1 protein-coding gene and 1 pseudogene (1 of these 2 cut by a window edge) are annotated in these 14,138 nt (G+C 72.7%); both read left to right on the top strand.

What is annotated here, in order from left to right:
* Positions 1 to 6,627 carry the final stretch of an SDR family NAD(P)-dependent oxidoreductase gene (locus ACF1FZ_RS11805; protein ID WP_391773207.1) on the top strand. Its footprint begins 7,479 nt before the window's first position, so only the last 6,627 of its 14,106 coding nucleotides appear in the window; its start codon lies off the left edge, out of view; it ends in the stop codon at positions 6,625 to 6,627.
* Positions 6,624 to 14,138 (top strand): annotated as a pseudogene (locus ACF1FZ_RS11800) (amino acid adenylation domain-containing protein); the annotation flags it as partial. The gene ACF1FZ_RS11805 and the pseudogene ACF1FZ_RS11800, both read left to right, overlap by 4 nt.

The following is a 14,138-nucleotide window of genomic DNA, read 5'->3' as shown; positions in this document are numbered from 1 at the left end:
GAGACCACCAACGCCTACGGACTGCACCCGAGCATCCTCGACGGAGCCCTCCAGGCCACCATCGGCCTCGGGCTCGGCGGAGACGACGCCGGAGGCGCTGCTCCCACGCGGCCCGCGCTGCCCTTCGCCCTCCAGGGAGTGGACGTCCTGGCCGCCACCCCGGCCACGGCGTACGCCTGGATCCGGTACCAGGACGGCAGCCACCCCGGCGGCACGCCCGTGAAACTGGACATCACCCTCCTCGACACCGAGGGCCGGGTGTGCGCCGAGCTGACCGGCCTGCTCGCGCGGGAACTGCCCGCCGAAGCGGTCCCGGAGGCCACCGGGCGGACCGTGCGCCCCGCCGGGCCGGCTGCCGGCACGGACCTCGCCGAGCGCGCGCTGCCGTACCTGCGCGACCAGCTCGCCACGGCGCTCGGCATCGCCCCCGAACGCCTCGACGTGGACACGCCGCTGGAGTTCTACGGCATGGACTCGATGATGGCGATGGAGCTGACACACCATCTGGAGTCGGCCTTCGGGGAGCTGTCGAAGACGCTGTTCTTCGAGGTCCGTACGATCCGGGCGCTGAGCGAGCACTTCGCCGGCACGTATCCGGAGCGGCTGCGCACCGCACTCGGTCCGGACGCCGGCGCCCGGCCCCTCACACAGGACGCGGCCCCGGCCGTGGACCACCCCGCCCCGGCGCGACCCGGCAGCCAGGACGGCGGCCTCGCCCCCGTCACCGACATCGCGATCGTCGGCGTGAGCGGCCGCTACCCGCTGGCGGAGGACCTCGACGAGTTCTGGCGGAACCTGCGCTCCGGCCGCGACTGTGTCACCGAGGTCCCCGCGGACCGCTGGGACCCCCGCGACCACGAGGGGACCTCCCGGTGGGGCGGCTTCCTCGACGGCGTCGACCGCTTCGACCCGCTGTTCTTCCGCATCTCGCCGCGCGAGGCGGAGTTCCTCGACCCCCAGGAGCGGCTGTTCCTGGAGTGCGTCCACCACACCCTGGAGGACGCCGGTTACACCGGCGAGACCCTGTCCCGGCAGTCCACCGGACGGGGCGACGCCGAGGCGGGCCTCGTCCCCGCGGGCAAGGTCGGCGTGTTCGTCGGCGTGATGTACGAGGAGTACCAGCTGTACGGCGCCCAGGCACAGGCGCGGGGCCACCGCGTGGCGCTGTCCGGCAGTCCTTCGTCCGTCGCCAACCGGATCTCGTACTTCTACGACTTCCACGGCCCGAGCATGGCCGTGGACACCATGTGCTCCTCCTCGCTGACCGCGATCCACCTCGCCTGCGAGGCGATCAGGAGCGGTCAGTGCGCCGCGGCCGTCGCGGGCGGGGTCAACGTCAGCGTCCACCCGAACAAGTACGTGATGCTGAGCCAGGGGAAGTTCACCTCCAGCGACGGCCGCTGCCGCAGTTTCGGCGCGGGCGGCGACGGCTACGTGCCCGGTGAGGGCGTCGGCGCCGTCCTGCTCAAGCCCCTGGACCGGGCCCTCGCCGACGGCGACCGGATCCACGCGGTCATCAAGGGCACGGCCCTCAACCACGGCGGCAGGACCCACGGTTTCTCGGTGCCGAACCCGGCGGCCCAGGGCGACGTCATCACCCGCGCGCTCACCCGTGCCGGTGTCGCGCCGCACGAGCTGAGCTATCTGGAGGCGCACGGCACCGGCACCTCCCTCGGCGACCCCATCGAACTGACCGGCCTGGTCAAGGCGTTCGGGCGCACCACCGGGGCGGCCGCGCCGACCTGCGCGATCGGCTCCGTGAAGTCCAACATCGGCCACTGCGAGAGCGCCGCGGGCATCGCGGGCGTCACCAAGGTGCTGCTCCAGATGCGCCACGGCGAACTGGTGCCCAGCCTGCACGCGAGCACGCTCAACCCCCATCTGGACTTCGACGGGACGCCGTTCACCTTGCAGCGCGACCTCGCGCCGTGGCACGGGCCCCGTGTCGCGGGCGTCTCCAGCTTCGGCGCGGGCGGCGCCAACGCGCACGTGGTCCTGGCCGCGTACGAGCCTGAGCCCGAGCCCGCCCCCCGGCCGCGTCCCGTCGCCGTGCCCCTCTCGGCCGCGACCGAGGACCAACTGGTCGAAGCGGCACGACGGTTGCGTGCCCGCACGGACGACCTCGCCGAGGGCGACCTCGCCGCGCTCGCCTGGACGCTGCAGACCGGCCGCGTCGTCCTCGAGGAACGCCTCGCGTTCACCGCGGACTCCCTCGGGTCCGTCCGGCGGATCCTGGACGCGTTCCTGGCCGACCCCGCCGCCTCCGGCGACTGGGTGCGCGGCCGCGTCCGGTCCGACCAGGTCCCGGCCACCGCTGACGGCGCGGCCACCGGGCCCCAGGAGTGCGCGGCCGGATGGGCCCGCGGCGAAGCCGTCGACTGGGACCGGCTGTACGCGGCGGACGGCGCGACGCGCCCGCGCCGCCTGAGCCTCCCCGGCTACCCCTTCGCCCGCGAGCGCCACTGGTTCGACGTGGACGGGGACGTGACGGCGATCCGGGGGACCGCCACGCCGGACCACGTGCTCCTGACGCACCCCGTCTGGGAGGCCGAGGAGGCCGCCGCCGACGTGCCGGCCGAGTCCGTCGCCGAGCGGCACGTGATCCTCGTCGGCCGGTTCGCGTCCGGCGAGGAGTCCACGCCGGCCACGGCCCTGACGGCCCTCCTGCCGGACGCGGTGCACCACGAGACCGTGGACCTGGCGGCCGACATCCCTCTGGAGACCGCGTACTCGACGGCGGCACGGCACGTGTTCGCACGGGCGCGCGCCCTGCTGGCCGACGGAGCGCGCGGCGGCGCACTGCTCCAGGTCGTACTCGTCGGCGACCACGAGCAGGAGCCGGCGGGCCGGACCGTGCTCGGCGGCCTGAGCGGTCTGCTGCGTACCGTGACGCTGGAGAACCCGAAGCTGCGCACCCAGCTCGTGGACTGCCTCGACGGCGCCGCACCGGCCCTCGTCGCCGAGCGGCTGCGCGCGGAGACGGACCCCGGGACGGCACCCGAGGTCCGCTACCGTGCGGGCCGCCGTGAGGTCAGGCGGCTCACGGAGCTCGCCGCGGCACAGGGCGCGGGCACCACCCCGTGGCGCGCGGGCGGCGTGTACCTCGTCACGGGGGGCGCCGGAGCCCTCGGTCTCGTCACGGCCCGGGACATCGCCGCGGCCGCCGCAGGCGCCACCGTCGTACTGACCGGGCGCTCGGCGCTCGACGACACCCAGCGGCGGGCCCTCGACGACCTGCGTGCGGCGGGCCTGACCGTGGACCACCGGCGGACCGACATCACCGACCGCGCCGGCGTCGCACGTCTGGTCGCACACATCACGCGTACGCACGGGCCGCTGACCGGCGTGGTGCACGCCGCGGGTGTGCTGCGCGACAACTTCGTCGTGAACAAGACGCACGAGGAATTCGAGCGCGTCCTCGCGCCGAAGGTCGCGGGCCTCGTCCACCTCGACGAACTGACCCGGGACCAGCCGCTGGAGCTGTTCCTGTGCTACTCGTCGACGACCGGCGCACTCGGCAACGCGGGCCAGGCCGACTACGCGGCGGGCAACGCGTTCATGGACGCCTACGCCGCCCACCGGGGCCGCCTCGCGGCCTCCGGGGCACGCCGCGGCCTGACGCTGTCCCTGAACTGGCCCCTGTGGGCCGACGGCGGCATGGGCACGGACGCCGCCGTCGAGGAACGGCTGCGGCGGATGGACCTCGTCCCGCTGGACACCGAGAGCGGCCTGGGCGCCCTGCGCACCGGCGTCGCCGCGCGCCGCAGCGGTCTCGCGGACGGTCAGCTCCTCGTCGTCGCCGGGCGGCGCGAGGCGGTCCTGCCGCGCCTGGTCGCGCGCCCCGCGCGGACACCGCAGGCCGAGCCGAAGGCCGTGGCCGCGCCGCGGACCGGTGCCCAGGCGCCGCCCTCCGCCGCGGCGGATGCCGACCGGGCCCTCCTCGACCGCACCCGGCGCCATCTGCGCGCCCACCTGGCGGCAGGCCTCAAGCTCGGCACCGACCGGCTCGACGCGGAGGTGCCGCTGGAGCGCTACGGAATGGACTCCGTCGTGGCGATGAATCTGATCGCCCAGCTGGAGACGGACTTCGGCATCCTGCCCAAGACGCTGTTCTTCGAGGTGCAGACGGTCCGGGAGCTGGCCGAGTACTTCGTGGCCCAGCACGGTGACGCGCTGCGCGCCCTGTTCGGCGAACCGGCCCCCGCCGCGCCCGGACCCGCTCCCGCACCGCCCGCCGCCGAGGCCCGGCGCGAGCTGACCCGGCCGGAACAGGCCCGGCCCGTACCGGTGCCGCCCGTCCGGGATCCGCGCGACGAAGGCGTGGCCGTCATCGGCCTCGCCGGACGCTATCCGGGCGCAGCGGACCCCGAGGCCCTGTGGGGTCTGCTGCGCTCCGGCGCCGACTGCGTCACCGAGGTCCCCGCAGACCGCTGGGACCACGACGCGGTGTTCGACCCGGACCGTGACGCGCCCGGGAAGAGCTACGGCAAGTGGGGCGGCTTCCTCGACGGCGTCGACCAGTTCGACCCGCTGCACTTCGGCATCTCGCCGCGCGAGGCCGAGACCATGGACCCGCAGCAGCGGCTGTTCCTGGAGACGGTGTGGCAGCTGCTGGAGCAAAGCGGCGTCACCCAGGAGGCCGTCGAGCACACGTACGGCCGCCGGGTCGGCGTGTACGTCGGCGCGATGTACCAGATGTACCGGGCCGACACCGCCGATGTGGTGCGCTCCGCCCTGACCTCGGCGGCGTCGTACAACCTCATAGCCAACCGCGTCTCTCACTTCTTCGGCCTGGAGGGCCCGAGCCTCGCCGTGGACGGCATGTGCGCGTCCTCGGCGGCCGCCGTCCACCTGGCCTGCGCCGACCTGCTGAGCGGCGACAGCGAGCTGGCGATCGCCGGAGGCGTGAACCTGACCGTCCACCCCGACAAGTACCGGGCGCTGTCCCGGGCGGGCCTGCTCGGCAGCCACCCGGGCAGCCGCAGCTTCCGCGACGGCGACGGCTACCTGCCCGCCGAGGCGGTGGGGGCCGTCCTGCTCAAGCCGCTGGCCGCCGCACGCCGTGACGGCGACACCGTGCTCGCGGTCATCAGGGGCAGTGCCTCGCTGCACGGCGGCCGCGCGGGCCAGTTCATGGCGCCGAGCCGCAGGACGCAGGTCAACGTGGCCCGCAGGGCCCTGGAGAAAGCGGGCTGCGACCCCGCGTCCATCAGCTACGTGGAGGCCGCGGCCAACGGGTCCGCGCTCGGCGACGCCGTCGAGGCGGGCGCGCTGCGCGAGGTGTTCGGCGACGTCACCGAGCCGATCGCGCTCGGCTCGGTGAAGTCCAACCTGGGACACCCCGAGGCCGCCTCCGGCATCGCCCAGCTCACCAAGGTCGTCCTCCAGCTGCGTCACCGGGAACTGGCACCTCGTACGGCGGTCGGCGTACCCAATCCCGAACTCCGCTTGGAAGACGGCCCGTTGCGGCTGTGCGAGACGCTGACGCCCTGGGAGCCACGCCCCGGCGTGCCCCGCCGCGCCCTGCTCAACTCCGTCGGAGCAGGCGGCAGCCACGTCAGCCTCGTCGTCGAGGAAGCACCCGAGAACCAGCACGACGAGCACGACGAGCACGCGGAGGCGGCGTGGCGGCCGAGGCCGCCGGAGCTGATCCTGCTGTCCGCCGGTGACCCCGAGCGGCTGCGCACCGCGGCCCGCCTGCTGCACGACTTCGTCGAGCGGACGGACGACACGGGCGCGGGCGACACCGTCCGGCTCGCGAACATCGCCCACACGCTGCGGGCGGGAAGGGAGGCCCTGGCCGAACGCCTGGCGTTCATCACGGACTCCCGCGCCGGCCTGCTGCGCACGCTCGCGGAGTTCCTGGCCGACCGGCCCCCGCACGTCCCGCTGCACCGGGGCAACGCCGAGGCCGGCGCCGCCACCCTGGGCGGCCTGCTCACCGGCGGCCACGGCGAGGCCTTCGTCCGCGCACTCGTCACCGACGGCGAACTGGACCGGCTCGCCGAGCTGTGGGTACGCGGCGGCCGGGTCCCCTGGCAGGCACTGAACACCGGGCAGAAGCGCCGGATCGTACCGCTGCCGACGACGCCGTTCCTGCGCAAGCGGTACTGGGTGGGGCACACGGGCACGCTCACGGCGGACCCCGCGCCCGCCGCGGCCCCCACGCACACCGGGCGGCCCTCCGTCACCGCCACCGGAACCGACGGCGGCGAGCCCGGCGACGACATCCTCCGCTACCTCGCGGACCACTTCACCGACGCCCTCGGCTTCGCCCCCGGCGAACTCCCGCTGGACAAGGACCTGCACAGCCTGGGCGCCGACTCGGTCCTGTGGGTGCGTCTGCGGCGCGGGGTCGAGGCCGACCTCGGGCTCACGCTCACCACGCGGGAGATCGTCGAACTCGCCACCCTGGAGCGCATCGCGGAGCGGCTCGCCGCGAAGCGCGCACCGGCCGGCACCGGCCGGCACGACATACCCGGGGCCGCGCGACCGCGCGAGACCCCGCAGCCACCCGAAGCACCGGACGTACGCGAAGCACGGGCCAAGGCCCTGGAGGAGTTCCGCCGGGGCCACGTCGGCCTCGAAGAACTCAAGTCACTCATGAAGGAAGCACCGGGCGCGTGAACGAGGATCAGATTCTGGCGGGCTTCAAGGCGGGCCTCTGCACCGCCGAGGACGTGCTCGCGTTCTACGAACGACTCCAGGACCCCGCGCAGGCGGAGGACACGGGCCGGCGGCCCCTGTCCGAGGGGCAGAAGGGGCTGTGGCTGCTCCACAAGCTGAGGCCCGCGTCGGACGTGTACAACGTCCCCGTCTGCTTCCGCACGTCGGCGCCGTTCGACACCGCGGTCTTCGAGGAGGCCTTCCGGCAGGTGACGTCCCGGCACGCGCTGCTGCACAGCGTGGTCGTCGAGGACGAGGGCACCCCGTACCTGGTGCGGCGCCCCGACGGCGGCGACATACCCTTCCGGCACCGGACCGTGCCGCAGGGGCTGCCCGACGACGTCCTGCTCGCCCTCGTGCGTGAGCAGGCCAAGGCGCCCTTCGACCTGTACCAGGAAGGACCGGCCCGGGCCGCCGTGTACACCGCGGGCACGGCCGACGCACCGCAGACCCTCGTACTGCTCGTCCTGCACCACCTGGTGTTCGACGGCGCGTCCACCCCCGTCCTGCTCCGCGACCTGCTCCACACCTACGACACCCTGCTCCGGGGCGGCACCCCCGAGCCCGCGTCCGCGCGGCACGACGCCTACGACGCGTTCGTGCGCTGGGAGGCGGACTTCCTCGCGGGTCCCGACGGCGCCCGCCACCGCGCCTTCTGGCAGGACACCCTGGCGGGCGACCTGCCCGTCCTGCGCCTCGGCATCGAGCGCGCCCCCGCGCCCGGCACACCCGTGGTGGGCGAGACGGTCACCCTGCCGCTGCCCCCGGCCCTCGCCGCGCGGGTGCGTGACCTGTGCGCGGACCGGGGTGTCAAGCCCGCGGTGCTCTTCCTCGCCGTGTACGAACTGCTCCTGCACCGCTACAGCGGTGAGCGCGACCTCATCGTCGGCGTGCCGTCCCTGGGCAGGCCGGACGCCGCCTACGACGACGCGGTCGGCTACTTCGTGAACATGCTGCCCGTACGCCACGGCGTGCGCGGCGACGTGCCGTTCACGGACTTCGTACGCGACCTGACGCTCGTCATGGCCGACGGCCTGGACCACGCCGCGTACCCGTTCCCGCGCATGGTGCAGGACCTGAACCTGCGCACGGAACCCGACACCTCCCCGGTCTTCCAGGTGTCGTACGTCTTCCAGAACCAGCGCATGATGCGTCTCACGGACAGTGACGTGCGCGGCCTGGACCTGGCCCGCTCACTGCGGTTCGTGGAGGGGATATCCCAGGAGGGGGAGTTCAAGCTCCACCTGGAGGTCGTCGAGCACGCCGCCGACGCCTGTACGCTGCACCTCAAGTACGACGCCGAGCGCTTCGCCGCGGCGGACGTCGAACGGTTCCTCGGCCACTACGAGACCCTGCTGCGCACCCTCGTCGACGATCCGGAGCAGCGGCTGTCCGAGGCCTCGCACCTGTCGGACGACGAGCTCCGCCGGTTCGACGAGTGGAACGACACAGGCCGGTCCTTCTCCGCCGACCGCAGCCTGCCCGACCTGCTCGCCGACGCCGTCGCCCGCCACGGCGACCGCACCGCCCTCGTGTACGGCGAGCGGTCCCTGACCTACACCGAACTCGCCGCGCGCACCGACACCCTGGCCGCCGAGCTGCGCCGCCGCGGCGTCACCGCGGACACGGTCGTCGGCATCTCCATGGAACGCTCCGCGGAGATGGTGATCGCCCTGTGGGCGGTCATGAAGGCGGGCGGCGCCTACCTCCCCCTGGAGCCGGACCACCCGGCCGAACGCATCCAGTACATGATCGAGGACTCGGGGGCCACCCTCGTCCTCACCCGGTCCGCCACCGGCACGCCCGCCCCGACCGGGGCGCGCACGGTGCTCCGCCTGGACGCCGACGGGCAGCCGATTCCCGACGACGGCCGGGAGCCCCGAGCGCCCGGCACCCAGGACGCGCCCGCCCGCATCACCCCCACCGACCTCGCGTACGTCATCTACACCTCCGGCTCCACCGGCCGCCCCAAGGGCGTCATGGTCGAGCACCGGGCGGCCGTCAACCGCGTCGAGTGGATGCAGAACGAGTACGCGCTGACCCCCGACGACGTCGTGCTCCAGAAGACGCCGTTCAGCTTCGACGTCTCCGTGTGGGAGTTCGTCTGGCCCCTCATCACGGGCGCGCGCCTGGTCGTCGCCGCACCGGGCGGCCACAAGGACCCCGCGTACCTGGTGTCGCTCATCCGGGCCGCCTCCGTCACCACCGCGCACTTCGTGCCGCCCATGCTGCGCCTCGTACTCGACCAGGAGGACTGGGCCCGCTGCACCTCGCTGCGCCAGGTCTTCTGCAGCGGCGAGGCCCTGCCGCCGGAGCTGCCCGCACGCCATTACGCCCAGCACCGCGCTCGCCTGCACAACCTGTACGGCCCCACCGAGGCCGCCATCGACGTCACCCACTGGTCCTGCCCGCCCGGCACGACGGCGCACACGGTGCCGATCGGCCGCCCCATCCAGAACATCCAGCTGCACGTCCTGGACGACCTGGGCAGGCGGCAGGCCGTGGGCTGCGCGGGCGAGCTGCACATCGCGGGCGTCGGCCTGGCCCGCGGCTACCTGAACAACCCCGGCCTGACGCGCGAGCGCTTCGTCCCGAACCCGTTCGCCGCGGACCCCGGCGCCCGCATGTACCGTACGGGCGACCTCGTCCGGTGGCTGCCCGACGGCACCCTGGAGTACCTGGGCCGCCTCGACAACCAGGTCAAGCTGCGCGGCTTCCGCATCGAACCCGGCGAGATCGAGGACCGCCTCTCCCGCCACCCCGCCGTGCGGGCCTGCGCCGTCCTCGTCCGCGAGGACAGCCCGGGCGACCCGCGGCTCGTCGGCTACGTCGTCCTGGACGAGACGCACACCGGTGACTTCCACGACACCCTGGTGCGACACCTCGGCCAGTCGCTGCCCGAGTACATGGTCCCGGGCGCCCTGGTCCGCCTCGACGCCCTGCCGCTGACCGCGAACGGCAAGCTCGACCGGAAGGCGCTGCCGGCCCCCGGCACCGACGCGTACGCCGTCGCCGGCGACCGCGTCGCTCCCCGCACCCCCACTGAGCAGATCCTGCTCGAGGTCTGCGCGGACCTGCTCGGATTCGAGACGGAGCGCATCGGTCTCCACGACAACTTCTTCGCGCTCGGCGGGCACTCCCTGCTCATCCCGAAGCTGACCGCGCGCCTGCACGACGCGGGGCTCGACTGCGAGCTGCACAGCGCGTTCGGCGCCGCCACGCTCGCCGACCTGGCCGTCGCGATCGACGCGGTGCACGCCGCGGAAGACCCCGAAGCGCAGGACGCGGCGGGCGCCGCCCCGGCGCGGACGGCGTTCACCGTCCCGCCGAACAGCATCCCGGCGGACTGCGACCGGCTCACCCCGGACATGCTGCCCCTGGTCTCCCTGACCGAGGACGAGCTGGCGGCGGTCGCCGCCGCCGTGCCCGGCGGCGCTCCCAACGTCCAGGACGTGTACCCGCTGGCGGCCCTCCAGGAAGGCATGCTCTTCCACCACCTCAAGGAGAGCGGCCGCGACCCGTACGTGCTGTCCGGTGTCTTCTCCTTCGAGAGCAGGTCCCACCTCGACGGGTTCGTGCGCGCCCTGCGCGCGGCCGTCACCCGGCACGACGCGCTGCGCACGGCGATCCTCACCCAGGGCCTGTCGCGACCCGTCCAGGTCGTGGTGCGCCGCGCCGGCCTCGAACTGGAGGAGTTCGAGGTACCCGAGGGCCGCGACGCCGAGGCCGAGATCCGTGAACTCCTCTCCCGGCCGCAGGCGATGCGCCTGGACCGCGCCCCGCTCATCCGGCTGCGCGCCGCCCGGCAGCCCGGCACGGCCACCTGGTACGCCGTGCTCAACCTGCACCACGTCATCGACGACGCGACCTCGCTCGGCCTGCTGTTCCGGGAGGTCGTCGCCCATATGACGGGCCGTACGGAGGAACTCGCCCCGCCCGCGCCGTACCGCGACTTCATCGCCCACGTGCAGCACCGCGCGCGCGAGCTCGACCCCGCGGACCACTTCCGGGACCGGCTCGGTGACGTCACCGGGCCCACCGTGATGTTCGGGCTCCAGGACGTCCACGGCGACGGCCGTCGCGTCCTCGACCTGCGCCGGCCGCTGGACGCCCGTCTCGGGGAGCGGATCCGGGCCTGTGCGAGGGACCTGCGGGTCAGCCCGGCCACGTTGTTCCACGCGGGCTGGTCCCTGGTCGTGGCGGCGTGCTCGGGCCGCGACGACGTGGTCTTCGGCACCGTCATGTCCGGCCGCCTCCAGGGCCCGCGCGGCATCGAACGCATGCTCGGCAACTTCATCAACACCCTCCCCGTGCGCGTCGACCTGACCGGGGCGAGCGTGCGTGACCTGGTGAGCGCCACGGACCGGGCCCTGCGCGACCTGGTGCGCCACGAGCAGACCCCGCTGGCCGTCGCCCACGGCCACAGCGCCGTACCGCCGGAGACGCCGCTGTTCAACGCGATCCTGAACTACCGGCATCTGGAGTCCGACGACCGCATCGACGACACCGAGCTGGAACGCGCGGGCGTCAAGTCCCTCGCGGGCGTCATCGAGCGCAGCAACTACCCCGTCGCCCTGTCCGTCGACGACCTCGGACACTCCTACTCGCTCGACGCGCAGATCGACCAGGCCCAGGACGCCGAGCCGGTGATCGGCTACCTGGAAACAGCCATGGAACACCTCGTCGACGCCCTCACCACCCAGGGCGCGGAGCAGCGCCTCGCCCTGGACCTGCCGGTCCTGAGCGCCGAGGAGCGTCGTCGGGTGCTTGTGGGGTGGAACGAGGTGGGTGTGGTGGAGCCGGTGGGGCGGTGTCTGCATGAGTGGTTCGAGGAGGTCGTTGCCGCGAGGGGGGATGCGGTGGCGGTGGAGTTCGAGGGCCGTGGTCTGTCGTACGGGGAGTTGAATGCGCGGGCCAATCGGCTGGCGCGGTATCTGCGTGGTCTGGGTGTGGGGCCGGAGGTGCTCGTGGCGCTCTGTCTGCCGCGTAGTGAGCATCTGGTGGTGGCTGTGCTCGCGGTGCTGAAGGCGGGTGGTGCCTATGTGCCGCTGGATCCGGCATCGCCCGCGGACCGGGTCGCGCACATCTTGTCGGACAGTGCGCCTCGTGTCCTGGTCAGGGACGGTGTGCTGCCCGAGGGTCTGGTCGTTCCGTCGGTCCCGGTCGTGGATGTGTGTGCGGATGCCGGCCGGTGGGCGGCGTTGTCGGCCGATGACCTGGCTGTGCCGGGTCTGACGCCGTCCGCGATGGCGTATGTGATCTATACGTCGGGTTCGACGGGTGTGCCCAAGGGTGTGGTGGTCGAGCATCGTCATGTGGTGCGGTTGTTCACCTCGACCGATGGCTGGTTCGGTTTCGGTGACCGGGATGTGTGGGCGCTGTTCCATTCCTTCGCCTTCGATTTCTCCGTCTGGGAGATCTGGGGTGCGCTTTTGCATGGTGGTCGTCTGGTGGTGGTGCCGCAGGCGGTCACCCGTAGTCCGGAGGACTTCTACGGGTTGTTGTGCGAGGCGGGGGTGACGGTCCTCAATCAGACTCCGAGTGCTTTCCGGCAGTTGATCGCGGCGCAGGGGGAGGATCCGGAGCCGCACGCGGTGCGTGTGGTGGTTTTCGGGGGTGAGGCGCTGGAGGTGGCTTCGCTCAGGCCGTGGTTGCGCCGGCCGGTGAACAAGGGCACTCGGCTGGTCAACATGTACGGCATCACCGAGACCACGGTGCATGTGACGTACCGGGTGATCGGTGAGGCCGATGCCGAGCGTTCGGTGAGTCCTATCGGTGAGCGTATTCCCGACTTGTGTACCTATGTTCTGGACGGGCGTGGTCAGCCGGTGCCGGTGGGTGTGGTGGGGGAGTTGTATGTCGGTGGTGCGGGTGTGGCCCGTGGTTATCTGAACCGGCCGGAGCTGACGGCCGAGCGGTTCCTGGACGATCCGTTCCGTGAGGAGCCGGGTGCGCGTATGTATCGTTCGGGTGATCTGGCCCGCTGGCTGCCCGACGGTACGCTGGAGTATCTGGGGCGTAACGACGATCAGGTGAAGGTCCGTGGCTTCCGGATCGAGCTGGGTGAGATCGAGGCCCGCCTCACCGAACACCCCGCCCTCCAGGACGCCCGCGTCCTGGTGCGCGACTACGACGACCAGGACCAGCGCCTCGTCGCCTACGTCGTACCGTCTCCCGAGGCCGCGCCGGCCGTGCGCGAGCTCCTGCGCCTGGGCCGCACCGAGCCGGAAGCGCTCGCGCGGACCTACGAACTGCCCAACGGCATGACGGTGTTCCAGCAGAACAGGAGCGAGACCGACTTCGTCTACGACGAGATCTTCACGCACCTCGAATACCTGCGGAACGGCATCACCATCGAGGACGGCGACACCGTCGTCGACGTGGGAGCCAACATCGGCCTGTTCACGCTGTTCGTGGGCAGCCGCTGCCCCGGCGCCCGGATCCACGCCTTCGAGCCGATCCCGCCCGTGTTCGACTCGCTGCGCCGCAACGTCGCGCTCCACGGCCTCAACGCCAAGGTGCACGACTGCGGCTTCGCGGCCGAGGCGAAGGAGGAGACCTTCACCTTCTACCGCCACAACACCGTCATCTCCTCCAGCGTCACCACCACCGAACAGGCCCACGACCTGGTGCGCTCCTATCTGCGCAACCAGGAGGAGCTGACCGACGAGGGCGCGGACGGCACCACCGCGGGGGACGACCTCGTCGACGCCGTGGTCGACGCCCGCCTCGACAGCGAGCAGTTCACCTGCCGCCTGCGGACCCTCTCGGAAGTCATCGCGGAGGAGTCGCTCGAGCGGATCGACCTGCTGAAGGTCGACGTGGAGAACGCCGAGTACGAGGTGCTCAAGGGCATCCACTGGCGGGACTGGCCGAAGATCCGACAGCTCGTCGTCGAACTTCACGACGTCGACGGGCAGTTGGAGAAGATCGTCACCCTCCTCAAGGCGCTCGGCTACGACGTGGTCTGCGAGCAGGACAACCGCCTGCTGCGCAACACGACCCTCTACAACGTCTACGCCCGCCGCGCCGGCGAACAGGGCGCACGGCGGACGGCCGGGTCCGCCGCCGCCCCGCCGCGCTGGTCCGGCCGGGCCGCCCTGCTCGCCGACGTACGCGCCGCACTGGGCGCGACGCTGCCCGAGTACATGATCCCGGCCGCGCACGTCCTCCTCGAAGAGCTGCCCCTGACCCAGAACGGCAAGCTCGACCAGCGGGCCCTGCCCGCACCCGAGGACCGGCAGCGGCCCGCCGGACGCCGCGTCGCGCCCCGCACCGAGGCCGAGCGGACCATCGCGGGCGTCTGGGCCGAGCTGCTGCGCACCGACGCCGACACCCTGGACGTCGACAGCGACTTCTTCGCCCTCGGCGGCAACTCGCTGCTCGTCACCCGCCTCGTCAACCGCCTGGCCCAGGCGACGGGTGCCGAGCTCACCGTGCAGGCCGTCTTCGAGGGGCCCACGCTCGCGGCG

Source organism: Streptomyces sp. NPDC014623, from assembly GCF_043088245.1.
In the GTDB taxonomy this organism is placed as follows: Bacteria; Actinomycetota; Actinomycetes; order Streptomycetales; family Streptomycetaceae; genus Streptomyces.
The sequence above is the reverse complement of the archived record's forward strand: the minus strand, read 5'-3'. Positions and strand labels throughout refer to the sequence as shown.